At 64.0% G+C, this 24,423-nt stretch carries 20 protein-coding genes and 2 pseudogenes; 12 read left to right on the top strand and 10 right to left on the bottom strand.

The features are described 5' to 3' along the window. Nucleotides 1-112: 112 nt before the first annotated feature. From QIY50_07690 to QIY50_07655, 8 genes and pseudogenes are all read right to left on the bottom strand, one after another. Complete coding sequence (locus QIY50_07690; GenBank protein WGV22064.1) at nt 113-2,884, bottom strand: response regulator; 2,772 nt, start codon at nt 2,882-2,884, stop codon at nt 113-115. Between the two features lie 144 nt (nt 2,885-3,028). Beyond that, on the bottom strand, nt 3,029-4,324 hold the full coding sequence (purD, locus tag QIY50_07685; protein WGV22063.1) for a phosphoribosylamine--glycine ligase: 1,296 nt from the start codon (nt 4,322-4,324) through the stop codon (nt 3,029-3,031). Between the two features lie 182 nt (nt 4,325-4,506). After that, nucleotides 4,507-6,114: a bifunctional phosphoribosylaminoimidazolecarboxamide formyltransferase/IMP cyclohydrolase gene (purH, locus tag QIY50_07680; GenBank protein WGV22062.1), complete on the bottom strand. Its 1,608-nt coding sequence runs from the start codon at nt 6,112-6,114 to the stop codon at nt 4,507-4,509. 81 nt (nt 6,115-6,195) lie between these two features. Continuing rightward, nucleotides 6,196-6,516, bottom strand: a complete 321-nt coding sequence (fis, locus tag QIY50_07675; protein WGV22061.1) for a DNA-binding transcriptional regulator Fis — start codon at nt 6,514-6,516, stop codon at nt 6,196-6,198. Continuing rightward, nucleotides 6,513-7,527, bottom strand: a pseudogene (dusB, locus tag QIY50_07670) (tRNA dihydrouridine synthase DusB). Before dusB ends, fis begins: the two are co-directional and overlap by 4 nt. Nucleotides 7,528-7,787: 260 nt before the next feature. Continuing rightward, a pseudogene (locus tag QIY50_07665) lies at nt 7,788-9,156 on the bottom strand (DUF3426 domain-containing protein). A gap of 42 nt (nt 9,157-9,198) precedes the next feature. Next, entirely contained in the window at nt 9,199-10,077 is an 879-nt protein-coding gene (gene prmA, locus QIY50_07660; GenBank protein ID WGV22060.1) for a 50S ribosomal protein L11 methyltransferase, read from the bottom strand. A 182-nt stretch (nt 10,078-10,259) separates the two neighbouring features. Then, a complete protein-coding gene (locus QIY50_07655) occupies nt 10,260-10,715 on the bottom strand; it encodes a MaoC family dehydratase (protein ID WGV22059.1) in 456 nt (151 codons plus the stop codon). A 143-nt stretch (nt 10,716-10,858) separates the two neighbouring features. Between QIY50_07655 and QIY50_07650 the strand changes: the two genes are divergently transcribed. The 3 genes from QIY50_07650 to QIY50_07640 are packed head-to-tail and all read left to right on the top strand — an operon-like array spanning nt 10,859 to nt 12,534. Next, on the top strand, nt 10,859-11,221 hold the full coding sequence (locus tag QIY50_07650) for a CidA/LrgA family protein (GenBank protein ID WGV22058.1): 363 nt from the start codon (nt 10,859-10,861) through the stop codon (nt 11,219-11,221). After that, nucleotides 11,218-11,934 (top strand): LrgB family protein, encoded by a 717-nt coding sequence (locus QIY50_07645; GenBank protein ID WGV22057.1) that lies wholly within the window; start codon nt 11,218-11,220, stop codon nt 11,932-11,934. Before QIY50_07650 ends, QIY50_07645 begins: the two co-directional genes overlap by 4 nt. Before the next feature lie 9 nt (nt 11,935-11,943). After that, nucleotides 11,944-12,534, top strand: a complete 591-nt coding sequence (locus QIY50_07640; protein ID WGV22056.1) for an LON peptidase substrate-binding domain-containing protein — start codon at nt 11,944-11,946, stop codon at nt 12,532-12,534. A 128-nt stretch (nt 12,535-12,662) separates the two neighbouring features. Here the strand turns inward: QIY50_07640 and QIY50_07635 are convergent, their stop codons facing one another. Further along, nucleotides 12,663-13,979 carry a bifunctional DedA family/phosphatase PAP2 family protein gene (locus QIY50_07635; GenBank protein ID WGV22055.1) on the bottom strand — a complete coding sequence of 439 codons (1,317 nt, stop codon included), beginning with the start codon at nt 13,977-13,979 and terminating at the stop codon, nt 12,663-12,665. Nucleotides 13,980-13,982: 3 nt separating this feature from the next. Continuing rightward, complete coding sequence (locus QIY50_07630; protein ID WGV22054.1) at nt 13,983-14,651, bottom strand: DNA-3-methyladenine glycosylase; 669 nt, start codon at nt 14,649-14,651, stop codon at nt 13,983-13,985. Nucleotides 14,652-14,981: 330 nt separating this feature from the next. Between QIY50_07630 and QIY50_07625 the strand changes: the two genes are divergently transcribed. The 9 genes from QIY50_07625 to QIY50_07585 all read left to right on the top strand — a co-directional run bounded on the left by QIY50_07625 (nt 14,982) and on the right by QIY50_07585 (nt 24,362). After that, the gene (locus QIY50_07625) at nt 14,982-16,253 is read left to right on the top strand and encodes a glutamate-5-semialdehyde dehydrogenase (protein WGV22053.1); all 1,272 of its coding nucleotides are present in this window, start codon (nt 14,982-14,984) and stop codon (nt 16,251-16,253) included. Nucleotide 16,254: 1 nt separating this feature from the next. Continuing rightward, a complete protein-coding gene (gene nadD / locus QIY50_07620) occupies nt 16,255-16,914 on the top strand; it encodes a nicotinate-nucleotide adenylyltransferase (protein ID WGV22052.1) in 660 nt (219 codons plus the stop codon). 43 nt (nt 16,915-16,957) lie between these two features. Beyond that, nucleotides 16,958-17,377: a ribosome silencing factor gene (rsfS, locus tag QIY50_07615; GenBank protein ID WGV22051.1), complete on the top strand. Its 420-nt coding sequence runs from the start codon at nt 16,958-16,960 to the stop codon at nt 17,375-17,377. A 10-nt stretch (nt 17,378-17,387) separates the two neighbouring features. Then, complete coding sequence (rlmH, locus tag QIY50_07610; protein WGV22050.1) at nt 17,388-17,855, top strand: 23S rRNA (pseudouridine(1915)-N(3))-methyltransferase RlmH; 468 nt, start codon at nt 17,388-17,390, stop codon at nt 17,853-17,855. 16 nt (nt 17,856-17,871) lie between these two features. After that, complete coding sequence (gene mrdA, locus QIY50_07605) at nt 17,872-19,761, top strand: penicillin-binding protein 2 (GenBank protein ID WGV22049.1); 1,890 nt, start codon at nt 17,872-17,874, stop codon at nt 19,759-19,761. Between the two features lie 38 nt (nt 19,762-19,799). Continuing rightward, a complete protein-coding gene (rodA, locus tag QIY50_07600; protein WGV23016.1) occupies nt 19,800-20,903 on the top strand; it encodes a rod shape-determining protein RodA in 1,104 nt (367 codons plus the stop codon). Between the two features lie 17 nt (nt 20,904-20,920). Next, nucleotides 20,921-21,931, top strand: a complete 1,011-nt coding sequence (gene mltB / locus QIY50_07595; GenBank protein WGV22048.1) for a lytic murein transglycosylase B — start codon at nt 20,921-20,923, stop codon at nt 21,929-21,931. After that, nucleotides 21,931-22,932 (top strand): septal ring lytic transglycosylase RlpA family protein, encoded by a 1,002-nt coding sequence (locus QIY50_07590; protein ID WGV22047.1) that lies wholly within the window; start codon nt 21,931-21,933, stop codon nt 22,930-22,932. The genes mltB and QIY50_07590 overlap by 1 nt, the downstream gene beginning before the upstream one ends. Nucleotides 22,933-23,201: 269 nt before the next feature. Next, nucleotides 23,202-24,362 (top strand): D-alanyl-D-alanine carboxypeptidase family protein, encoded by a 1,161-nt coding sequence (locus tag QIY50_07585; GenBank protein WGV22046.1) that lies wholly within the window; start codon nt 23,202-23,204, stop codon nt 24,360-24,362. The last annotated feature ends 61 nt before the right edge of the window (nt 24,363-24,423 follow it).

The raw sequence follows: 24,423 nt of genomic DNA, 5'->3' as shown, positions 1-24,423 counted from the left end.
TGGCCTCATCGCCGGCAAGCCAGCTCCCACAACGACCGCACTGATCTCACGATTTGCACGGTACCTGTGGGAGCTGGCTTGCCGGCGATGAGGCCAGTACAGGTAATACAGATCAGGAAGTATGCGCCGGATCCACCTTGGCTTCCCGATGATTGGCCCAATACTGGATCAGCTCTCGCAGCTGCGACAATTCCACCGGCTTGGCCATGTGCCCGTCCATGCCCGCCAGGCGGGCGCGTTCCTTGTGTTCGGCAAGAATGTGCGCGGTCAGCGCCACCACCGGGGTGCGCTGGCACTGATTGGCGGCTTCCCAGGCGCGCAGCTGCTGGGTGGCCGAGAAACCGTCCAGGATCGGCATCTCGCAGTCCATCAGCACCAGGTCATAGTGCTGCGCCTTCATCGCCTGCAAGGCTTCTTCGCCGTTGCTGGCGGTGTCGGGCTCAAGGTTGAGCTTGCCGAGCATACCGCGGATCACCTTGGTCGAGATGCTGTTGTCCTCGGCGACCAGCACGCGGAAGTCGCCGGGCAGGTCCAGCGCCTGAGGAACGCCGGCCAAGCTGGCCGGTACGGCTTGCTCGCGGCCGCGCTGGGCCAGTTCTTCGGCGAGGGTGGTTTTCAGCGTGTAGCCGGCCACCGGCTTGGCGAGGATCCGTTTGACCCCGGCGTTGCGGGCAATGACCTTGCTCGGCGCGTTGCTGATGCCGGTGAGCATCACCACCAGGATGTCGTGGTTCAGGCTCGGGTCTTCCTTGATCTTGGCGGCCAGCTGCATACCGGTCATGCCGGGCATGTTCTGGTCCAGCAGCACGGCATCGAAGTAGTCGCGCAGGTGGGCCTTGGTGCGCAGCAGGGCCAGGGCTTCCTTGCCCGACGGTACCGCACTGACGTTCATGCCCCAGGCACTGCACTGCTGTACCAGCACCTTGCGGCAGGTGTCGTTGTCGTCCACCACCAGTACGCGGGCATCGCGCAGCGGGCTGTCGAGGTCGGCCGGCGGCTGCTCCAGGCGCGAAGGGTCCAGCGGCAGGGTAAGCCACAGGGTGTTGCCCATGCCGGTGCTGCTCTTGATGCCGAATTCGCCCTGCATCAGGCCGATCAGTTGCTTGGCGATGACCAGCCCCAGGTGGCCGCCCAGCTTGTTGCTGGACAGGAAGTGGTGGCTGTGCAGCTCGGCCTGCAGCAAGGCTTCGCGCTCGGCGGCAGGCAACGGTTCGCCGCTGTCCTGCACGGCGATGCGCAGGCGCGGTGCCTCGCCGCGCTGGTCCAGCGCCACCACCAGCAGGATTTCGCCCTGGTCGGTGTTTTTCAGGGCATTTTCCAGCAGGCTCGACAAGGCCTGGCGCAGGCGTGTCGGATCGCCGCTGATCACACGTGGCACTTGCGGCTGAGTGAAACTGATCAGTTCGATGTTCTGCTGTTCGGCCTTGGCGCGGAAGATGTTCAGGCAATCCTCGATCAGCGCGTTGAGGTCGAACTGCACGTCATCCAGTTCGATTTGCCGGGATTCCAGTTTGGAAATGTCGAGAATTTCGTTGATCAGCGTGAGCAGTTCATTGCCGGCGCTGTGAATGGTCTGCACGTAGTCGCGCTGTTTGACCGAAAGCGGCGTGCCCAGCAACAGCTCGGTCATGCCCAGCACACCGTTCATTGGGGTGCGTATTTCGTGGCTGATCTTGGCCAGGAACTCGGCCTTGGCGTTGATCTCGGCATCGCTGGCGGCCAGGGCGCGGCTGGCGCTGAAGCGCTCCTCGCTCATGCGCCGCAGGCGTTCGCTGACCGCCAGGTTGAGCAGCAGGCCGCTGGCCACGGTCAGGCCCAGCAGGATGCATAGCAGCCAGGGTGTCGGGGTGCGGGTCAGGCCCAGTAGCGCTGGCAGCAGCACCAGGCCACCGAGGTTGAACACCGCCATGGCCAGGCTGAACAGGCGTGCGGGTGCATAGCCCTTGTACCAGTGGTAACTGCTGACCAGCAGCATGCTCACGCTGCCCAGGGCCATCAAGGCGTAGGTCATCAGGTTGAGGGGCAGGGTATCGACGAACAGCAGCACCAGCCCGCTTACTCCGACCACCAGCATTTCGCCCTGCAGCAGGCGATTAAGCCGTGGCGAATTGCATGGCGAGAAGAAATGCTGGGTGAAGTACAGCCCGGCCAGGCCGGCCAGGACCAGTGTCAGGTAAGCGGCGGGTGTTTGCGCGCTGTGCCACACGTGCCACCAGGGGCCGCTGAGGTTGAGCAGGATCAGGCCGCTGAGCAGCATCAGGCCGTGGTACAGCGCCAGGATAAGGGCGGTGCTGGAGCGGCTGTAGAGGAAGCGGATCAGGTTGTGCAGGATGAGCATCACCAGGCCACCGAACAGCATGCCGAACAGCAGCGGCTGGCGTTGGTCGGAGGCGGCCACGGCCGCAGGCTCCAGGCTGATGGCCGGGCGCAGCTGGTGCTCGGAAACCAGGCGCAGGTAGATATCCAGGGGTTGCCTGCTGTTGGGCAGGGCCAGTACGTGGTCGCTGCCACGCAGGGTCGGGCTGGCATTGCCGGCCTGGCGCCCGTGGTGCAGCTGGCGCAGAAGTCGGTCGCCCTCGAGGGCGTAAAGGTCCAGGCCAGACAGGTCTGGGGCGAAGACCCGCAGCAGTTGCTCTTGGTCGCCGGGTTCCAGGCGGTAGTGCAGCCACAGGGCCTGTTCCGCAGGGGCGGCATCCAGGTCGGCGAGAACCAGCGGGCTGAACTGGTTGCGGTAACGCTCGGAGCGCACGTCGCTCAGTTGCAGATTGGCCTGTTCGTCAAGCAGAACTGCCCAGCCTCCGTCAGTTTCGGCCGCAGCCGGAAACATGCAGAGCAAGGTCAGCAAGGTGACGATCAGAGCTGAGGCGATCCGAAGCCGACGCACTACGAAATCCCTTCTTAGCCAAAGTGCCGGGTATTAACTATGCGCGGCGCGCCAAGTCGAAGGCAAGGCCCCTTGGGGCCCTGTCGACGAGCCGGATGCCGCAGGCGCAAAGTGCCGGGGCGCGCTGCGGCAAGCCGGTACAACTTACTGCTGGTGCTCACCGCGCTCGCGGGCAATGGCCCGGTAGCCGATGTCGGTGCGGTAGAAGCTGCCGTTCCAGCTTACTTCCTTGGCCAGGCGGTAAGCCTGCTGCTGTGCGTCGGCAACAGTGCTGCCCATGGCGGTGGCACACAGGACGCGACCGCCGTTGGTGACCACTTGGCCATCCTTGAGCGCGGTACCGGCATGGAATACCTTGCCTTCGATCTTCGCGGCAGCGTCCAGGCCCTTGATCGCATCGCCCTTGGCGTAGTCGCCCGGGTAACCGCCGGCAGCCAGCACCACGCCCAGGCTCGGGCGCGGGTCCCACTGCGCTTCGACTTTGTCCAGCGCCTTGGCGAACGCGGCCTCGACCAGCAGGACCAGGCTCGACTCCAGGCGCAGCATGACCGGCTGGGTCTCTGGGTCGCCGAAGCGGCAGTTGAACTCGATGACTTTGGGGTTGCCCGCCTTGTCGATCATCAGGCCGGCGTAAAGGAAGCCGGTGTAGACGTTGCCTTCCTCGGCCATGCCGCGCACGGTCGGCCAGATCACCTGGTCCATCACGCGCTGGTGCACTTCGGCGGTGACCACCGGGGCAGGCGAGTAGGCACCCATGCCGCCGGTGTTCGGGCCGGTGTCCTGGTCGCCGACGCGCTTGTGGTCCTGGCTTGTGGCCATGGGCAGCACGTTCTGGCCGTCGACCATGACGATGAAGCTGGCTTCCTCGCCGTCGAGGAACTCTTCGATGACCACGCGGGAACCCGCATCGCCGAAGGCGTTGCCGGCCAGCATGTCACGCACGGCGGCTTCGGCTTCTTCCAGGGTCATGGCGACGATCACGCCCTTGCCCGCGGCCAGGCCGTCGGCCTTGATCACGATCGGCGCACCTTTTTCCTGCAGGTAGGCCAGCGCCGGCTCGATTTCGGTGAAATTCTGGTAGTCGGCGGTGGGGATCTTGTGACGCGCCAGGAAGTCTTTGGTGAAGGCCTTGGAGCCTTCCAGCTGCGCCGCGCCCTTGGTTGGGCCGAAGCAGTCCAGGCCGCGGCTGCGGAACAGGTCGACCACGCCGATGACCAGCGGCGCTTCCGGGCCGACGATGGTCAGGTCGACGTGCTTCTCGGCGAAGTCAGCCAGTTGCTCCAGGGCGCACACGTCGATGGCAACGTTCTCGCACTTGGGCTCGATGGCGGTGCCGGCGTTGCCCGGGGCAACGAAGACTTTCTCGACGCGTGGGTCCTGGGCGACTTTCCAGGCCAGGGCGTGCTCACGGCCGCCGCTGCCGATGATCAAAACTTTCATGTCAATACCTCGAAATCTGTCGAGCGAGAGGCCTTGCCTCACGCTGTACGAGGTCGCAATGAAGCAGGTAGATGCAAGACGGGGCCGGTTCCGATGAGCGGAGTTGCCTTCTGGCAATGAGCATCAGCGGAACCGGCCCCAACGCAGCAGATGCCTGCTTCAGTGCGGCCGATTGCCGTAAATCAGTGGCGGAAGTGGCGCATACCGGTGAACACCATTGCGATGCCGGCTTCGTCAGCGGCAGCAATCACCTCGGCATCACGCATCGAACCACCCGGCTGGATCACGGCGCTGATACCCACTTTAGCCGCGTTGTCGATGCCATCACGGAACGGGAAGAAGGCATCCGACGCCATGACGGCGCCCTGCACTTGCAGGCCGGCATGCTCGGCCTTGATTGCTGCAATGCGCGCGGAGTTGACGCGGCTCATCTGGCCGGCGCCGACGCCGATGGTCTGGCGCTGCTTGGCGTAGACAATGGCGTTGGACTTGACGAACTTGGCCACTTTCCAGGCAAACACCAGGTCGTGGATCTCTTGCTCGGTCGGCGCACGCTTGGTGACGATCTTCAGGTCATCGGCAGTGATCATGCCGATATCGCGGCTCTGCACCAGCAGGCCACCGTTGACGCGCTTGAAGTCCCAACCGGCAGCGCGCTCGGCTGGCCACTCGCCGCATTCCAGCAGGCGTACGTTCTGCTTGGCGGCAACCACGTCGCGGGCGGCCTGGGAGATTTTCGGGGCGATGATCACTTCGACGAACTGGCGGTCGACGATGGCCTTGGCGGTTTCGCCATCCAGTTCGCGGTTGAAGGCGATGATGCCGCCGAACGCCGACTCGGTGTCGGTGGCGTAGGCCAGATCGTAGGCCTTGCGGATGCCGCCTTCGTCTTCTGGCACCACGGCCACGCCGCACGGGTTGGCGTGCTTGACGATCACGCAGGCCGGCTTGACGAAGCTCTTCACGCACTCCAGTGCGGCGTCGGTGTCGGCCACGTTGTTGAACGACAGTTCCTTGCCCTGCAGCTGGATGGCAGTGGAAACGCTCGCTTCGCCTTTCTTCGCTTCTACGTAGAACGCCGCGCTCTGGTGCGGGTTCTCGCCATAGCGCATTTCCTGGGCCTTGACGAACTGGCTGTTGAAGGTGCGCGGGAACTCGCTGCGGCCTTCAGTGCTCAAGGTCTCTTTGGCCTGGTCGATGGTGCCCATGTAGTTGGCGATCATGCCGTCGTAGGCAGCGGTGTGTTCGAACGCCTTGAGCATCAGGTCGAAGCGCTGGGCATAGGTCAGGCCGCCGGCCTTGAGGCCTTCGACGATGCCGGCGTAGTCGCTGGCATTAACCACGATGGCCACGTCCTTGTGGTTCTTGGCAGCCGAACGGACCATGGTCGGGCCGCCGATGTCGATGTTCTCGATGGCGGTCGGCAGGTCACAGCCAGGCTTGGCAATGGTCGCTTCGAACGGGTACAGGTTTACCGCTACCAGGTCGATCGGCTTGATGCCGTGCTCGTTCATGATGGCGTCGTCGGTGCCGCGACGGCCGAGGATGCCGCCGTGGATTTTCGGGTGCAGGGTCTTGACCCGGCCATCCATCATTTCGGCAAAGCCGGTGTAGTCGGCCACTTCCACCGCGTTGACGCCGTTGTCCTTGAGCAGCTTGTAGGTGCCGCCGGTGGACAGGATCTCGACACCGAGCTGCTGCAGCTCACGGGCGAATTCGAGGATACCGGTCTTGTCGGAGACGCTGATCAGGGCGCGGCGGACTGGCAGGCGGGTAGTCTGGTCGGTCATTTCGGGTTCCAATAACGCGGTGGAGTCAGCAAAAAAGGCGCCTCTGTTCAGGGAGCCGCCTTTTCTGGTTGGGATTCTGGCTTACAACAAGTCGTACTGTTTGAGCTTCTTGCGCAGGGTGCCTCGGTTCAGCCCGAGCATCTCGCTGGCCTTGGTCTGGTTGCCCTTCACGTAGTTCATCACGCTTTCGAGCAGGGGCGCCTCGACTTCGGAGAGCACCAGGTTGTACACGTCCGTCACGGTCGCGCCTTCCAGGTGGGCGAAGTAGTTGTGCAGCGCCTTCTCGACGCTGTCGCGAAGGGTCTGGCCCTCTTCGCTCGGCGTGTTGAGGTGCTGTTTCAGGTTGGCGTTGTCGCTCACGGGCGTTGTTCCACTCACAAATGTCTCGGTCATCATCGTCATGCGGCCACCCCTTGTCCGTCCTCTGTCTCAAGGCTCTGTCGACGTTCGCTGAAAAACGCGCGAACGTTGGCGCACTGCGCTTGTGTGTCTTCCAAAGCGTTGAACCGGGAGCGAAACTCCTTGCCGCCGGGTCGTGTTGCCAGGTACCAGCCAACGTGCTTGCGGGCGATACGTACGCCCATCACATCGCCATAGAAGGCATGCAGCGCGGCCAGGTGCTCCAGCAGGATGCGTTCCACTTCGTCCAGCTGCGGCGCTGGCAGGTGTTCGCCAGTGCGCAGGTAATGCTCGATCTCGCGAAAGATCCATGGCCGCCCTTGGGCGGCCCTGCCGATCAACAAGCCATCGACCCCGGTGGCATCCAGCACCGCCCGGGCCTTTTCTGGCGAGGTGATATCGCCGTTGGCAAAGAACCGGGATCGACACCGCCTGCTTGATGGCAGCGATGGTGTCGTATTCGGCTTCGCCGGTGTAAAGGTCGGCGCGTGTGCGGCCATGTACCGCCAGCGCCTGGATGCCGGACTGCTCGGCGATCCTCGCCACGTTCAGACCGTTCTTGTTCGCCCGGTCCCAACCGGTGCGGATCTTCAGGGTCACCGGAACGTCCACGGCGCCTACCACGGCGTGGAGGATCTCGCTGACCAAGGCTTCATCTCTCAATAAAGCAGAGCCTGCGGCTTTGTTGCAGACTTTTTTTGCCGGGCAGCCCATGTTGATATCAATGATCTGGGCGCCCGCTTCGACGTTGGCCTTTGCCGCCGCTGCCATCATCTGCGCATCACCACCGGCGATCTGTACCGAGCGTGGCTCGGGATCACCTTCATGGATGCGGCGCAGGCTCGACTTGCGGCTGTTCCACAGGCTCATGTCGCTGGAAACCATTTCCGACACCACCATGCCGGCGCCCAGGCGCTGGCAAAGCGTACGGAAAGGCTGGTCCGTGACCCCGGCCATGGGCGCGAGGATCAGGTTGTTACGTAGTGTGTATGGGCCGATGCGTACCGCCGACATAGGTGATCCCTGTTGTGGGGCCGAATCTTGGAGTTCGAAAAAGGGTTGGCATGATACCCGCTCTCGATGACCGGATAAAGATGGATTTGGATAAAATCTGAACAGCTGTCGGCTTATGACATTTGGTATGGGAAGGCTTGGGGGTTGCTCGGCACCCTGTGGGAGCGGGCGAGCCCGCGAACACGGGCGGAGCCCGTGCCATCCACCGCGGCGCCTGGTTCGCGGGCTTGCCCGCTCCCACAAAGGGGCGAGACTGGTATTTATTCCGGCGAGCGGAAGCTCAAGCTGTAGTTCACGGCCTTCGGCCCCGGGTCGAGGATGTCCAGGGCGATATGGATCGGGGTCTGGCTGGGCATTTCGCCACGTCCGGCCAGTTCGCCCGACAGGTACTCGCTGGGCTTGAAGCGCCGGCTGGCGATCAGCTGGCCATTGAGGTCGGCAAAGCGCAGCTCCAGCAGCGGGAACGGCTGGGCGAATGGTGCGCGGTTGTAGATGATCGCGTCGACGATCAGCGCGCCCTTGAAGTCCGGGTGGCTGCGTACCACCAGGTTGCTGCTCTTGATTCGGCCGATATCGACGCGGGTCGGTACCTCGCAGCCGACCAACGGGCAGATTTGCTGGAACAGCGGCCGGTACTGGTCCTGGCGGGCCATTTCGTCGAAGTGGAACCACACATACTGGAACGCCAGCAGGCCAGCGGCCAGCAGGGTCAGAAAGCCCCACAGCAGGCGTTTGCCCCAGTTGGGCGCGGGCTTTTCCCAGTCCAGTTGCAGCGGGTCGTCGACCACATCGACCAGCGGCTCCTTGCGCGCCGGGCGCTCGGCTTTGCCGGCCAGGCCAGGTTCCAGGCGTTCGCCGGGTAGCGGCTCGGCAGGGTCGTCATCGCGCGCCGACAGGTGCAGTGCCAGCGGCTCGTCATCGCGGGCGCTCAGACCCGGCTCCGGGTCGTCGTCATCACTGGCGCGCAGCGGTTCGTCGAATTCAGGGTGGTCGGCGATTTCGGCGGCGCGGCGTACCGGCGGCTCGTCATCGATGTCCAGGTCCAGGTTGCCGCCCAGGGTCGGCTCGGTGCGCTCGCCGGGGGCGGGCTCCAGGTCCAGCTCAAGGTTCGGCTCCCGCAGCAGTACGGGGGCGGGTTCGGCTGCCTTCGGCGTCTCGAAAGGCTCGTCGGTCGCCGTGCCGAACAAGTCATCGCCATGCTCGTCCGGCTGCAGCTCGTCGCGCCGCGCCTGCAGCCCGTCATCCTGGTTGGCCTGGCTTGCCGGTGCTGGTTGGCTGCGACGCTCCAGGCGCTCCAGCTCCTTGTCGAGGTCAAGGGCGTCCAGCGCCTGGGCCGTGAGCGCCCAGTCCTCGGCAGAGGTATTGCGCTCGCTGCTGGCAGGCTCAGTGGCGGCGGCGGGGCTCTACCGTCGGCTCGGCAGGCGCCGCAGGTGCCGCAGGTGCCGGGGCTGGCGCGACCGCTGTGTCGGCCGCCCCGGGAGGGCTCTGTTCCAGCAATTGCCTGGCGGCGTTGAACACCTGCAGGCAGTGGCCACAGCGCACTACGCCGCGGGCCACGCTCAACTGGTGGTGGGTGACGCGAAAGCTGGTCTGGCAATGCGGGCACTGGGTGACGAAACTGTCGGTCATGCGGCGATCCGGGAGCTGTGCAGAAAAGTATTCTAGGCCTGCTTAACGGCGGCGACCACTGATGCGTACCCAGCCGTCGCGCACGACGATCGGGTCCAGCTCGAAGTCGGCGGCATACGCGGCGGCCACTTCCTCACCTTGTTCGGCGAGGATACCCGACAGCGCCAGCAGGCCACCTGGGCGGACCAGGCCGGACAGTTGCGGTGCCAGCGACACCAGCGGGCCGGCGAGGATGTTGGCGACCAGTACATCGGCCTGCATGGCCGGCATGTGCTCGGGCAGGTACAGCGCCAGCTTGTCGTCGGCGATGCCGTTGCGCTGGGCGTTGTCGCGCGAAGCCTCGATGGCCTGCACATCGATGTCGGTACCGACCGCCTCGCGGGCGCCCAGCAGCAGCGCGGCAATCGCCAGGATGCCCGAGCCGCAGCCGAAGTCCAGCACCTGGGTGCCTTCGAGCTGCTGGCCGTCGAGCCATTCCAGGCACAAGGCTGTGGTCGGGTGGGTGCCGGTGCCGAACGCCAGGCCCGGGTCAAGCAGCAGGTTTACCGCGTCCTGTTCCGGGGCCTCGTGCCAGCTGGGCACGATCCACAGGCGGCGGCCGAAGCGCATTGGCTGGAAGTTGTCCATCCAGCTGCGTTCCCAGTCCTGATCCTCGATCACCTCGGCCTGGTGCTCGGGCAGTTCGGCACCGGTCAGCAGGCGCAGGTGGGAGAACACCTGCTCGGGCTCGGCATCGGCCTCGAACAGGGCTAGCAGGTGGGTATGCGACCACAGCGGAGTGGTGTTGAGGTCTGGCTCGAAGATCGGTTGATCCTCGGCATCCATGAACGTGACCGAGACAGCACCCACTTCGAGCAGGGCGTCTTCGTAGGTTTCGGCTTGTTCCGGGCTGATGGCCAGGCGTACTTGCAGCCAGGGCATGGCGGGCACCTTTGGTAAATCGACAGGGGCAGCCCTAGGCTGCACGAAGGCTGGCAGTTTACGCGAGTGCGGTGGGTTTGTAGAGGAGGCCGGAACACCGTGCCGGCTTCTTCGCGGGCACGCCCGCTCCCACAGGCATTGCGCGAACTCAGTGGGAGCGGGCGTGCCCGCGAATGGCTCAATCAGACAAAGCAGAGGGAAAGCGACTCAGCTATATAAGCAGGCTTCTCTTCACCGTCGATCTCCAGCGTGGCAATCGCCTTGAGCAACCACTGCCCCGGTCTCTTCTCTGTCGCCTCGGCCAGGTCTACCTTGAGCCGTACCTGGCTGTCGACCTTGACCGGCTGGATGAACCGCACGCTGTCCAGGCCGTAGTTCACTACCATCTTCAGCCCTTGCGGCAGTATCAGGATGTCCTCGATCAGCTTGGGAATCAGCGACAACGTCAGGAAACCGTGGGCTATCGTGCTGCCAAACGGGGTTTTCGCCGCCTTTTCCGGGTCGACATGGATGAACTGGAAATCACCCGTCGCCTCGGCGAACAGGTTGATGCGCTGCTGGTCGATCTTCAGCCAGGCCGAGCGGCCCAGTTCCTTACCAACGTACTGCGAAAGCTCTGTAACCGGTACATAGGGCATCGCGGACTCTCCGGGTTGTCAGTTGGTACGAAAGTGCAAGATCAGCACGGCGAACCGTTTCAGTCAAGTTGCGCGCTTTTCGACGAATATCGGTATATGGCGGCACGTGCTTATAATGGCGGCCATGCCCGAGGGAGATGCTTATGCTGTTGCGTGGTTTGACCTGGCTGGTGCTGTTCCAACTGGTGGGTACGGCAATCAACCACCTGTTGGTGCCGTTTCTGCCGGGGCCGATCATCGGCCTGTTGCTGCTGTTATGCTTCCTCATGGCCCGTGGTGAGGTGGGCAAACCGCTGAACGAAGCCGCCAGCAGCCTGCTGCGTTACCTGCCGCTGTTGCTGGTACCGCCGGCTGTGGGGGTGATGGTGTATGCCAGGGACATCGCCGCCGACTTCTGGGCCATAGCCGGTGCCTTGCTGATTTCCTGCCTGGTGACCCTGGTGTTCGTCGGCGTGTTGATGCAAAAGCTTATCCACCGCCAGGGCCGGCGTGAGGAGCAGCCATGATGCTCGACTGGCAAGGCGCGCTGGATGCGGTCGTTCATCATCCCTTGTTCGGTATCGGCATCACGCTTGGGGCCTATCAGCTGGTGCTGGCGGCCTACGAAAAGACCCGCTGGATTTTCCTGCAGCCGGTACTGGTGTCGATGTTGCTGGTGATCGGCGTGCTGCTAGTGTGTGGCATCGACTACAGCGAATACCGCAAAAGCACCGAAATCCTGAACATCCTGCTGGGGCCGGCCACCGTGGCCCTGGCCGTGCCGCTTTACCTCAACCTGCGGCGTATCCGGCAGCTGTTCTGGCCCACATTTACTACGCTGGTAGTCGGAGGCCTGTTCGCCACGCTGTGCTGCCTGTTGCTGGGCTGGTGGTTCGGTGCCGAGCACATGATCCTGATGACCATGGCGCCGAAGTCGGTGACCTCGCCGATTGCCATGCTGGTGGCCGAACAGATTGGCGGCGTGGCGGCCCTGGCGGCGGTATTCGTGCTGATTACCGGCGTGATCGGAGCCATCTTCGGCCCGGCGCTGCTGAGCCGTTTTGGTGTGCACAGCCCCGAGGCGCGCGGCATGTCGCTGGGCGTGACCGCGCACGCGGTGGGCACTTCGGTGGCCCTGCAGGAAAGTGACGAATGCGGCGCCTTTGCCGCGCTGGCGATGAGCCTGATGGGGGTGGCCACGGCGGTGTTCCTGCCGCTGGCGGTCAGCCTGGTGGCTTGAGGACTTGTAATGACGCTACCGCTGTTTCCCCTCAATACCGTGCTGTTTCCCGGTTGTTTCCTGGATTTGCAGATTTTCGAGGCGCGCTACCTGGACATGATCGGGCGCTGCATGAAGCGGGGCGAAGGTTTTGGTGTGGTGTGCATCCTGGAAGGTGAGCAGGTCGGCAAGGCGCCGCCGGTGGTCGCCTCGATTGGCTGTGAGGCGCTGATCCGCGATTTCGTGCAGCAGGATAACGGCTTGCTGGGTATCCGGGTGGAAGGTGTGCGGCGCTTTAACCTGGAAAGCACCGAGGTGCAGAGGGACCAGTTGCTGGTGGGGCAGGTGCAATGGTTGCCGGAGCAGGCGGACAGCCCGTTGCTCGAAGCGGACGAAGACCTTCTGGCGTTGCTGGTGGCCCTGGGCGAGCACCCGATGGTCGAAGCTCTGGACATGCCGCGCCCGGTGGACGGGCGCCAGGCGTTGTCCAACCAGCTGGCGTACCTGCTGCCGTTCATGGAAGAGGACAAGCTGGATTTGCTCAGCCTCGACTCGCCACAGGAGCGGTTGGGCGAGATCCAGAAGCTGCTGGAGCGGATTCAGGGAGAGCTGTTTGCCTGATCAGCCTTCACTGCCTGCGCCGGCCTCTTCGCGGGCTTGCCCGCTCCCACAGGTACTGCATAAGGCTTGAGAGCGACGCTATCTCTGTGGGAGCGGGCAGGCCCGCGAAGAGGCCAGTACAGGCAATATCAATACTGATACCGCAGCAAAGCCTGCGGCAGCGCATGCATTGCAAAGAACGCCAGCAGCGCGACACAGGCCGGCAACACCAGCCACCACACCCGCAGCGGCAAGGCAGGCAGCGTCTGGTGACGCTGCACCAGTGTCAGGCTGAGCGCACACACGCAGCACGCCAGCAGGGCCCCGGCGAGAATGTCGGTTGGCCAGTGCGCCCCCAGATACACCCGTGACAGGGCAATCGCCAGTGCCGGAATGCAACCCAGCATCACCCAGGTGAGGCGCATCCGCGGCGGTTGCCCGCGCCCGGCCAGCACCGCCATCACCAGGAAGAACGCAAATGACGCCGAGCTGTGCCCGCTGGGCATGCTGTAGCTGGTCAACGGATCGCTCAGCACTTCCGGCCGGGCACGGGCGAACAGCCATTTCAGCGTACCGTTTGCAAGCGCCGTCCCCATCAGTGCCCCCGCAGCGAACATGGCATGTCGCCACTGTCGGGCAAGCAGCAGCAGGCCGGTCAGCAGGCCGCCGAGGAACAGCTGGGTGCGGAAATCGCCCAGGCGGGTCACCAGCACCACGGCGCCATCGATGGCCTGGCTGCGGTGCTCCTGAACCAGTGTCATCACACCCTGATCGAATTCATGCAGGTAGGGCCAGCCGAGGAACACCGCGGCCAAGGCAAGGAAGCTCATGCCAGCGATCAGCCGGGTGCCGTGGCGTTGATCGCGAAGGCTGGTGTTCAGGCTCAGCCCGATGATGACGGCCAGGGTGCCGGCGATGATCCCGGCATCCAGCCAGAAGCCTTCCGGCAAGGGCAGACGCATGGCTGCACCGGTAGCCCAGCCGGGCAGCAGGTAGGCCACCGCCCAGCCGGCCCCGGCCACCAGGCTGACGGCGATAAAGCGCGGCAGCGGCATGTCGAACATGCCGGCAACCATCGGCAGCATCGGCCGCAGCGGCCCGATGAAGCGCCCTACCAGCAGACTGGCGATGCCATAGCGCTGGAAATAGGCCTCGGCGCTGCCGATCCATTCCGGATGGTGGCGCAGCAGGGGCAAGCGGCGAATGTTCTGGTGGAAATACTTGCCCACCGTGTACGACACGGCATCGCCCACCAGGCCACCGAGAAAGCCCAGCAGTAACGTTTCGCCCAGGCTGAAGGCGCCATTACCGGCCAGTACCGCGACGGCGAACAGCAGCACGGTGCCTGGCACGATGATGCCGGCAATGGCCAGGCACTCGATGCAGGCCACCAGGAAAATCGCCAGGCCAAGCCACTGCGGGTTGGCGCTGAGCCAGCCGGTCAGGCTGTCGAGCCATTGGCCCATGGTTCAGCTTCCTTGTTCGAGAATGAAGAAATCGTGGCCTTCGACCTGGCCGCGACGTAACGGGTTTCGTGTGCAGAAACGGGCATATTCGGCATCGACGAACCGGTAGGGCAGGTGCTCGTCGCGTCCCTGCGGGATGCCCAGGCGGGCGGCCTGGATAATCCGTGGCACGGCATTGCCGCAATCCTCCACGTACAGGCGCTCGGCGTCGAAACGCTGGGCGTCCCAGTGCGGCACCTTCAGGCCCAGGGCCCGGCACAGCAAGGTCTGGCCGGCGCACAGGCGCTCGGCCGGGCGGAGGTTGCCGCTGGCATCGGGGTTGTTCAGTTGCATCTGTGCCAGGCTGTTCGGCCCCGAGCGGGCGTCCAGCCAAGGATAGGCGGACTTGATCAGCACCGCGTTACCCGGCCCGTGGGCGCTGAAGTTCAATGAGTCGCCGCCGCGCGCGTAGTACATATAGATGTGCCCGCCATCGAGGAACAGCGCCTTGCGTTTTTCGGTGTAGCCGAGCGAGGCGTGGCTGCCTTTGTCGGTGAGGTAGTAGGCCTCGGTCTCGATGATGCGCGCAGCCAGCCACAGATTGCCTTGGCGATGGCGGATGACTTTGCCCAGCAGGGCCTTGGCCAGGGTCTGGGCGTCGCGGTCGAAAAAACTGTCGGGCAAGGCTGGCATGCGGGCGGTTCGCGGTTGAGGAGGCGGGGATGATAACAATGAATGGCTTAATCGAGGCTGAATCGAGTGGAATGTTGGTTGTGCAGGTCCTTTCGCGGGCATGCCCGCTCCCACAGGTACTCCACAGGGCTCGGGGCCTTGTGCAATCACTGTGGGAGCGGGCGCGCCCGCGAAAGGGCCGCAACAGGAGAAAGAATTTTCGATAACCCCGGTTACATCTTTCCTACACAATGCCCCAGCCATTTTCTACCATCCGCCACCCGCCGCTGGGCGTACACCTGCGCGGCAGTTATAATCAGCCGATTTCCCCTTCGCCAAGACACCGAACCCATGACTGAGTCCGTTCTTGACTATATGACCCGCCTGGGTCGCGCTGCCCGTGAAGCTTCCCGGGTGATCGGCCGTGCCAGCACCGCGCAGAAGAACCGCGCCCTGCAGGCTGCCGCCGACGCACTGGACGGCGCGCGTGCCGAGCTGACCGCTGCCAACGAGCTGGACTTGGCCGCCGGCCGTGCCAACGGCCTGGAGCCGGCGCTGCTTGACCGTCTGGCGCTGACTCCGGCGCGTATCGACGGCATGATCACCGGCCTGCGCCAGGTGGCCAGCCTGCCGGACCCTGTCGGTGCCATCCGCGACATGAGCTACCGCCCATCGGGCATTCAGGTCGGCAAGATGCGCACGCCGCTGGGGGTGATCGGGATCATCTACGAATCACGCCCGAACGTGACCATCGATGCCGCCAGCCTGTGCCTGAAGTCGGGTAACGCGACCATCCTGCGTGGCGGCTCCGAAGCCATCCACTCCAACCGCGCCATCGCCACCTGCATCCAGCGTGGGCTGGCCGCCGCCGGCCTGCCGGCAGCCGTGGTGCAGGTGGTCGAGACCACCGACCGCGAAGCCGTGGGCGCGCTGATCAGCATGCCGGAGTTCGTCGACGTCATCGTGCCGCGTGGTGGCCGTGGCCTGATCGAACGCATCAGTCGCGATGCCCGCGTGCCGGTGATCAAGCACCTGGACGGTATCTGCCACGTCTACGTCAGCCGGCATGCCGACCTGGACAAGGCCTGGCGCGTGGCGTTCAACGCCAAGACGTACCGCTACGGCATCTGTGGCGCCATGGAAACCCTGCTGGTCGACCAGCAGGTGGCCGAGCGCTTCCTGCCGGAAATGGCCCGCCGCTTCCTGGAGAAGGGCGTCGAGCTGCGTGGCTGCGAGCGCACCCGCGCGATCATCGACGCCAAGCCGGCCACCGAGGCCGACTGGCACACCGAGTACCTGGACGCGATCCTGGCGATCCGCGTGGTTGAAGGCCTGGACCAGGCCATCGAGCACATCAACCACTACGGCTCGCATCACACCGATTCGATTATCAGCGAACACCAGGGTGAAGCCCGCCAGTTCATGGCCGAAGTCGACTCGGCGTCGGTCATGCTCAATACCCCGACTTGCTTCGCCGACGGCTTCGAGTACGGCCTGGGCGCGGAAATCGGCATTTCCACCGACAAGCTGCATGCCCGTGGCCCGGTCGGCCTGGAAGGCCTGACCTGCGAGAAGTACGTCGTGATCGGCGACGGCCAGCTGCGCGGCCAGGAGTCCTGCTGAGTTGAGCAAGACACAGGCAGTCCGGCGCATCGGCATTCTGGGCGGCACCTTTGACCCCGTGCATATCGGCCACCTGCGCAGCGCGCTGGAAGTTGCCGAATTCATGGGGCTGGACGAGCTGCGCCTGCTGCCCAATGCCCGGCCGCCGCACCGCGATACCCCGCAGGTGGCCGCACAGGACCGCTTGGCGATGGTGCAACATGCCGTGCAGGGCGTGCCGTGCCTGAGTGTGGATGCCCGCGAACTGGCGCGCGACAAGCCGTCGTACACCCTCGATACGCTGGAATCGATCCGCGCCGAACTGGCCGCCAACGACCAGCTGTTCCTGGTGCTGGGCTGGGATGCCTTCTGTGGCCTGCCCAGCTGGCACCGCTGGGAAGAATTGCTGCAACACTGTCACATCCTGGTGCTGCAACGCCCGGATGCCGACGTAGAACCCCCTGACGAGCTGCGCAACCTGCTGGCTGCGCGCTCGGAGAGCGATCCCACCGCCATGTCCGGCCCGGCGGGAAACATTTCGTTCGTCTGGCAGACACCGCTTGCGGTGTCGGCTACACAGATCCGACAGCTGCTGGCCAGCGGCAAATCGGTGAGGTTCCTGGTGCCGGACGCCGTACTGGCCTACATCGAGGCGCACGAATTGTATCGTGCGCCTAACTGACGGTGCCCCTGGCGCCTCATCCAACGAGTTGAACGAGTTTTATATGAACAAGCAGAAAATCCACGGCGAAGAACTGGTCGCCCTGACCAAGGCAGCGCTGGAAGACGTCAAGGCCCAGGACATCCAGGTCATCGACGTGCGCGAAAAGCACAGCCTGACCGACTACATGATCATTGCCACTGGTACCTCCAACCGCCAGATCAACGCGATGCTGGAAAAGGTGCGCGAGGCGGTCAAGGCCAAGGGTGCCCAGCCACTGGGTGAAGAAGGCAAGGGTGACAGCGACTGGGTGTTGCTGGACCTGAACGACGTCATCGTGCACATGATGACCGCCGCTGCCCGTCAGTTCTACGACCTGGAGCGCCTGTGGCAGGGTGCCGAGCAAAGCCGTGCTGCCGATGGCAAGCACCACAGCCCGGACCATGCCCACGAGTACTCCGACAAGCTCAAGGACCGGGAATAAGGAAAGCGCTGTGCGTCTGCGCCTGATCGCGGTCGGCTCGCGCATGCCGAAGTGGGTCGAGGAAGGCTGGCATGAATATGCCAAGCGCCTGCCTGCCGAGCTGTCGCTGGAGCTGGTGGAAGTTCCGCTGAATACCCGTGGCAAGAATGCCGACGTCGCCCGCCTGATTCGTCAGGAGGGCGAGGCCATGCTGAGCAAGGTTCAGCCAGGGGAACGCATCGTTACCCTCGAGGTCCATGGCAAGCCCTGGAGTACCGAGCAGCTGGCGACCGAACTGGACCGCTGGCGCCTGGATGCGCGCACGGTGAATTTGATGGTGGGTGGCCCGGAAGGCCTGGCTCCCGAGGTCTGTGCACGCGCCGAGCAACGCTGGTCGCTGTCGCCGCTGACCCTGCCGCACCCATTGGTAAGGATACTCATCGGCGAGCAGATCTACCGCGCCTGGACCGTGTTGTCCGGGCATCCTTACCATAAATGAGCCTGTAAGCAGTCCGATGTCGCAGCCGATCCGTCTCAAGGACCACGAGAAAGACGCCCGCCTGGTGCGCAACCGCGTCGTGGTCGGCGCAGCGGCGGTCATGCTGCTTGTTTGCGTGCTGATCGCGCGGTTGTACTACCTGCAGGTCATCCAGCACGACTATCACTCGACGCTGTCGGAGAACAACCGGGTGCATGTGCAGCCGATCCCGCCGACCCGCGGGCTGATCTTCGACCGCAACGGGGTGATCGTCGCCGATAACCGGCCCAGCTTCAGCCTGTCGATGACCCGCGAACGTGCGGGTAACTGGCAGGAAGTGCTGGATACCATCGTCGAAGTGCTGGAGCTGACAGCCGACGACCGCGCCCTGTTCGAGAAGCGCATGCGCCAGGGCCGTCGGCCGTTCGAGCCGGTGCCGATCCTGTTCGAGCTCAACGAAGAGCAGATCGCTCGCGTGGCAGTGAACCAGTTCCGCCTGCCTGGCGTGGAAGTGGTGGCACAGTTGGTGCGCCATTACCCGCAGGGCGCGCACTTCGCCCATTCGGTGGGGTATGTAGGGCGGATCAACGAGAAAGAGCTGAAAACCCTCGACCCGGTGAACTACAGCGGCACCCACCACATCGGCAAGACCGGCATCGAACGCTTCTACGAAGCCGACCTGCATGGCCAGGTGGGCTACGAGGAAGTCGAAACCAACGCCCGCGGCCGCGTACTGCGGGTGCTCAAGCGCACCGACCCGAAACCGGGCAAAGACATCGTGCTGAGCCTGGACATCAAGCTGCAGGAGGCCGCCGAGGCAGCCCTGGGTGGCCGGCGTGGTGCGGTGGTGGCGCTCGACCCGCGTACCGGCGAGGTGTTGGCGATGGTCAGCCAGCCCAGCTTCGACCCCAACCTGTTCGTCACCGGCATTGGCTTCAAGGCCTATGCCGAGCTGCGCGACTCGATCGACCGACCGCTGTTCAACCGCGTGCTGCGTGGCCTGTACCCGCCAGGCTCGACCATCAAGCCGGCGGTGGCCATCGCCGGCCTTGACAGTGGCGTGGTCAATGCCGGCAGCCGGGTATTCGACCCGGGCTACTATCAGCTGCCCAACTACGACCACAAATACCGTAACTGGAACCGCTCGGGCGATGGCTGGGTCGACCTGGACACCGCGATCATGCGCTCCAACGACACCTACTTCTACGACCTTGCGCACAAGATGGGCATCGATCGGTTGTCCAGCTACATGAACAAGTTCGGTATCGGCCAGCGGGTTGCCCTCGACATGTTCGAGGAATCCGCCGGGCTGATGCCGTCCCGCGAATGGAAGCGCGCTACCCGCCGCCAGGCCTGGTTCCCCGGCGAGACCCTGATCCTCGGCATCGGCCAGGGCTACATGCAGGCGACGCCGCTGCAACTGGCCCAAGCCACTGCGCTGATCGCCAACAAGGGTGTGTGGAACCGGCCGCACCTGGCCAAGACTATCGAAGGCCAGCCGCCGGTGGACGACAACCCGATGGAAAACATCGTGCTGCGTGACAAGTCCGACTGGGCCAAGGTCACCCATGGCATGGAGCAGGTGATGCACAACGCCCGCGGTACCGCACGCAAGGCGGCCATCGGCTCGCAGTACCGCATTGCCGGCAAGAGCGGTACCGCCCAGGTGGTGGCGATCAAGCAGGGCGAGAAGTACGACCGTAACAAGCTCCAGGAGCGCCATCGCGACCACGCCCTGTTCGTCGCCTTCGCCCCTGCCGAGAACCCGAAGATCGTGGTTTCGGTGATGGTCGAGAACGGCGAGTCCGGCTCGGGCGTCGCCGCCCCGGTGGTGCGCCAGGTGATGGACGCCTGGCTGCTCGACGAAAACGGCCGGCTCAAGCCCGAGTTCGCGCCTGCCACCGTTACCCAGGAATCAGCCCTGTGATGAACAATTTCGATCGCATGCTCTCCAGCGAGGATGTGATGCGCCGGCGCGCCAGCTTTCTGCAGCGCATCCACGTCGACGGCCCTTTGCTGATCATTCTGCTGACCCTCGCGGCCGGCAGCCTGTTCGTGCTGTATTCGGCCAGTGGCAAGAACTGGGACCTGCTGCTCAAGCAGGCCACCTCGTTCGGTATCGGCCTGGTATCGATGTTCATCATCGCCCAGCTGGAACCACGCTTCATGGCCCGCTGGGTGCCGCTGGCCTACCTGGCCGGGGTGCTATTGCTGGTGGTGGTGGACGTGATGGGCCACAACGCCATGGGCGCCACGCGCTGGATCAACATCCCCGGGGTGATCCGCTTCCAGCCCTCGGAGTTCATGAAGATCATCATGCCGGCGACCATCGCCTGGTACCTGTCCAAGCGCACCTTGCCACCGCATCTGAAGCATGTGGCGATCAGCCTGGTGCTGATCGGCGTGCCGTTCATCCTGATCGTGCGCCAGCCCGACCTGGGCACGGCGCTGCTGATCCTCGCTTCCGGGGCTTTCGTACTGTTCATGGGCGGCCTGCGCTGGCGCTGGATCCTCAGCGTGCTGGCGGCTGCGGTGCCAGTGGCGGTGGCGATGTGGTTCTTCGTCATGCACGACTACCAGAAGCAGCGGGTACTGACCTTCCTCGACCCGGAAAGCGACCCGTTGGGCACTGGCTGGAACATCATCCAGTCGAAGGCGGCGATCGGCTCGGGCGGGGTGTTCGGCAAGGGCTGGCTGCTCGGCACCCAGTCGCACCTGGACTTCCTGCCGGAAAGCCACACCGACTTCATCATTGCCGTGCTCGGCGAGGAATTCGGCCTGGTCGGCATCTGCCTGCTGCTGATCGTCTACCTGCTGCTGATTGGCCGTGGCCTGATGATCACCGCCCAGGCGCAGACCCTGTTTGGCAAGCTGCTGGCGGGCAGCCTGACCATGACCTTCTTTGTATACGTGTTCGTCAATATCGGTATGGTCAGCGGCCTTCTGCCCGTAGTGGGCGTGCCGCTGCCCTTCATCAGCTATGGCGGAACTTCGTTGGTGACGCTGCTGTCAGCGTTTGGCGTTCTGATGTCGATCCATACGCATCGCAAATGGATCGCTCAGGTTTGAATAAGGTGAAGAATTTCATGCAAGCAGTGCGTAACTGGGCTGCCCGTTGTGCGCCGTGGATCGGTGCGGTGGGCCTGTTCGGCGCTGTACAGCTGGCCCATGCCGGCGATTACCAAGGCTCGCCCCAGGTGGACCAGTTCGTTGGCGAGATGAGCCGCGACTATGGCTTTGCCCCTGAGCAGCTGATGGGGGTGTTCCGTGAAGTGCAGCGCAAACAGTCGATCCTCGACGCCATTTCGCGCCCGGCTGAACGGGTAAAGCCGTGGAAGGACTACCGGCCAATGTTCATCACCGACGCGCGCATCGCCCGCGGTGTGGACTTCTGGCGCCAGCACGAGGCGGTGCTGGCCCGCGCCGAGCAGGAATACGGCGTGCCGGCGCAGTACATCGTCGCCATCATCGGCGTGGAAACCTTCTTTGGTCGCAACACCGGTAACTACCGGGTGATCGATGCGTTGTCGACCCTGGGCTTCGACTACCCGCCACGCGCCGAATTCTTCCGCAAGGAGCTGCGCGAGTTCCTGCTGCTGGCCCGCGACGAGCAGCTTGACCCCTTGACGCTCAAGGGCTCCTACGCCGGTGCCATGGGCTTGCCGCAGTTCATGCCGAGCAGCTTCCGCAACTTTGCGGTGGACTTCGACGGTGACGGCCACATCAATATCTGGAACAACCCGGACGATGCCATCGGCAGCGTGGCCAGCTACTTCAAGCGCCACGGCTGGGTGGCCGGCGAAGGTGTGGTCAGCCGCGCCTGGGTGGACGGTGACCGCGCCGACGAAGGCCTGACTACCGGCATCGAACCGGTAAAAACCGTTGGGGAGTTGCGCACGCTTGGCTGGTCGGTCCATGATTCGCTGCGCGATGATCTGCCGGTTACCGCCTTCCGTCTCGAGGGTGACAATGGCCCTGAATACTGGATGGGCCTGAAGAACTTCTACGCGATCACTCGCTACAACCGCAGCGTGATGTATGCCATGGCGGTGCATCAGCTTTCGGAACAGCTGGTTCAAGCACGGGGCGTCAAGTAATGCGCGCAATCATCTCTGGCAACACCTTCAAGCTGCTCACCTGTCTCGCCGTCGGCGTGGTGCTGGCCAGCTGTTCGTCCAGCCGCCCGCCCCAGCAGAGCGGTGGCAATGTGGTGCGCGCCCAGCCGGGCCTGGACATCAACCGGGCACACAAGGACGGCGCGCCGTGGTGGGACGTGGATGTGAGCAAGATCCCTGACGCCACGCCAACCGTGCACACCGGCAACTACAAGGCCAACCCGTACACGGTGCTGGGCAAGACCTACTACCCGATGCAGGACTCGCGCAACTACCGCGCCGAGGGCACCGCGTCGTGGTACGGCACCAAGTTCCACGGCCAGAACACCGCCAATGGCGAGCTTTACGACCTGTACGGCATGAGTGCGGCGCACAAGACCCTGCCGCTACCGGCCTACGTGCGGGTGACCAACCTGGCCAACGGCCGCAGTGTGATCCTGCGGGTCAACGACCGTGGGCCGTTCTATTCGGACCGCATAATCGACCTTTCCTATGCCGCGGCGAAAAAGCTTGGTTATGCCGAGATCGGTACCGCGCACGTGCGTGTCGAAGGCATCGACCCGCAGCAATGGTGGGCTCAGCGTGGCCAGACGCCACCGATGGTGCTGAAAGAGCCGCAGGTAGCCCAGACCCAGGCGATTCCGGCCAGTACCGGGCGCGTCGAGCAGTGGACCCCGCCGCCCCAACAGCACGCAGCGCCAGTGGTGCCGGTGCAGGTGGCTGGCAACAACGTGCCGGCCGGCAGTGGCGGCAGCTTCCTGCAGGTGGGCGCCTTCGCCAACCCGGACGCCGCCGAACTGCTGCGCTCCAAGCTCAGCAGCATGGTCAGCGCGCCTGTGTTCATCAGTTCGATCGTGCGTAACCAGCAGACCCTGCACCGCGTGCGCCTGGGGCCGATCAGCAGCCAGGGCGAGATCCAGCAGGCGCAGGACAGCATTCGCCTGGCGAACCTTGGGCAGGCCAAGCTGGTCACAGCTGACTGACCGCGTTGCCTTCTTCGCGGGCACGCCCGCTCCCACAGGGGTATGCGAAACCCTGTGGTAGCGGGCGCGCCCGCGAAGAAGGCAACGCCAAACTGTCGGTTTTGTCATGAATTGCCGGGCACGGCCATGTACAATGTCGGCTTTTGCCCGCAGCGACACTACGCCGCACTTTGCGGGCCAGGCCTACGGCCACAAAACTAGACTGACTGGCGCTGGGCACATGATCTTGCCCAGGGAACATCAGACCATTAGCGATTTTCGAGAGACGGATGAACATCACCAACCTTGCCAAACGACTTTGCCTGCCCGTACTGCTGATGATCACGCCTGCCGCCTTCGCGGCTGAGCAGATGACGCCGGCGCCACCGCAACTGGCAGCCAAGTCCTACGTACTCATGGACGCGTCCAGCGGCAACGTGCTGGTCGAGAACAACGGTGACGAGCGCCTGCCGCCGGCCAGCCTGACCAAGCTGATGACCGCCTACATCGCTACCCTGGACATCCGCCGCGGCCAGATCGGTGAAAACGACCCGGTCACCGTCAGCGAAAACGCCTGGCGTACCGGTGGTTCGCGCATGTTCATCAAGGTGGGCAGCCAGGTGACCGTCAGCGACCTGCTGCACGGCATCATCATCCAGTCCGGCAACGACGCTTCGGTCGCCCTGGCCGAGCACATCGCCGGCAGCGAAGACGCCTTCGCCGACATGATGAACAAGACCGCTGCCGACCTGGGCATGGCCAACAGCCACTTCATGAACCCGACCGGTCTGCCGCACCCGGACCATTACTCGTCAGCCCACGACATGGCCACCCTGGCCCGTGCGATCATCAACGTCGACCCGGCCCACTACGCCATCTATTCGCAGAAGGAATTCTTCTGGAACAACATCAAGCAGCCCAACCGCAACCTGCTGCTGTGGCGTGACAAGACCGTCGACGGCCTGAAGACCGGCCACACCGACGAAGCCGGCTACTGCATGGTGGCTTCGGCCGTTCGCGATGGCCAGCGCCTGATCGCCGTGGTGTTCGGCACCAACAGCGAGCAGTCGCGTGCTGCCGAGACCCAGAAGCTGCTGACCTATGGCTTCCGCTTCTTCGAAACCCAGACCTTCTACCAGAAGGGTACCGAGCTGACCAAGTCGCCGGTCTGGAAGGGCGTCACCGGCGAAGTGAAAGCGGGCCTGGCCAACGACCTGACCCTGACTATGCCTAAAGGCCAATTGAAGCGCCTGCAAGCTTCGATGACCATGAACCCGCAGCTCACCGCGCCAATCGCCAAAGGTGACGTGATCGGCAAAGTGGAAGTCAAACTGGACGAGAAAGTGGTTCACAGCGCCGACCTGATCGCCCTTGATGGCGTCGAGGAAGGTGGTTTCTTCCGCCGTATGTGGGATAGCATCCGTCTATTCTTCTACGGGTTGTTCAACTGATACGTGACCTGCATGCCCCCGCGTAGCCTGCGGGGGCGTTGTTGTTGCCACGGCTTACGAG

It is taken from the genome of Pseudomonas putida, from assembly GCA_029953615.1.
Lineage (GTDB): Bacteria > Pseudomonadota > Gammaproteobacteria > Pseudomonadales > Pseudomonadaceae > Aquipseudomonas.
The sequence above is the reverse complement of the archived record's forward strand: the minus strand, read 5'-3'. Positions and strand labels throughout refer to the sequence as shown.

Bases quoted from the DNA above. Each gene is read 5' to 3' on its own strand.
- QIY50_07585 (WGV22046.1), top strand. From the start codon at position 23,202: ATGAACATCACCAACCTTGCCAAACGACTTTGCCTGCCCGTACTGCTG.
- QIY50_07630 (WGV22054.1), bottom strand. From the start codon at position 14,651: ATGCCAGCCTTGCCCGACAGTTTTTTCGACCGCGACGCCCAGACCCTG.
- QIY50_07655 (WGV22059.1), bottom strand. From the start codon at position 10,715: ATGCCCTATGTACCGGTTACAGAGCTTTCGCAGTACGTTGGTAAGGAA.
- purD (WGV22063.1), bottom strand. From the start codon at position 4,324: ATGAAAGTTTTGATCATCGGCAGCGGCGGCCGTGAGCACGCCCTGGCC.
- mltB (WGV22048.1), top strand. From the start codon at position 20,921: ATGCAAGCAGTGCGTAACTGGGCTGCCCGTTGTGCGCCGTGGATCGGT.
- fis (WGV22061.1), bottom strand. From the start codon at position 6,516: ATGACGATGATGACCGAGACATTTGTGAGTGGAACAACGCCCGTGAGC.
- mrdA (WGV22049.1), top strand. From the start codon at position 17,872: ATGTCGCAGCCGATCCGTCTCAAGGACCACGAGAAAGACGCCCGCCTG.
- prmA (WGV22060.1), bottom strand. From the start codon at position 10,077: ATGCCCTGGCTGCAAGTACGCCTGGCCATCAGCCCGGAACAAGCCGAA.
- rsfS (WGV22051.1), top strand. From the start codon at position 16,958: ATGAACAAGCAGAAAATCCACGGCGAAGAACTGGTCGCCCTGACCAAG.
- QIY50_07590 (WGV22047.1), top strand. From the start codon at position 21,931: ATGCGCGCAATCATCTCTGGCAACACCTTCAAGCTGCTCACCTGTCTC.
- QIY50_07650 (WGV22058.1), top strand. From the start codon at position 10,859: ATGCTGTTGCGTGGTTTGACCTGGCTGGTGCTGTTCCAACTGGTGGGT.
- purH (WGV22062.1), bottom strand. From the start codon at position 6,114: ATGACCGACCAGACTACCCGCCTGCCAGTCCGCCGCGCCCTGATCAGC.
- rodA (WGV23016.1), top strand. From the start codon at position 19,800: ATGCGCCGGCGCGCCAGCTTTCTGCAGCGCATCCACGTCGACGGCCCT.
- QIY50_07640 (WGV22056.1), top strand. From the start codon at position 11,944: ATGACGCTACCGCTGTTTCCCCTCAATACCGTGCTGTTTCCCGGTTGT.
- QIY50_07645 (WGV22057.1), top strand. From the start codon at position 11,218: ATGATGCTCGACTGGCAAGGCGCGCTGGATGCGGTCGTTCATCATCCC.
- QIY50_07635 (WGV22055.1), bottom strand. From the start codon at position 13,979: ATGGGCCAATGGCTCGACAGCCTGACCGGCTGGCTCAGCGCCAACCCG.
- QIY50_07625 (WGV22053.1), top strand. From the start codon at position 14,982: ATGACTGAGTCCGTTCTTGACTATATGACCCGCCTGGGTCGCGCTGCC.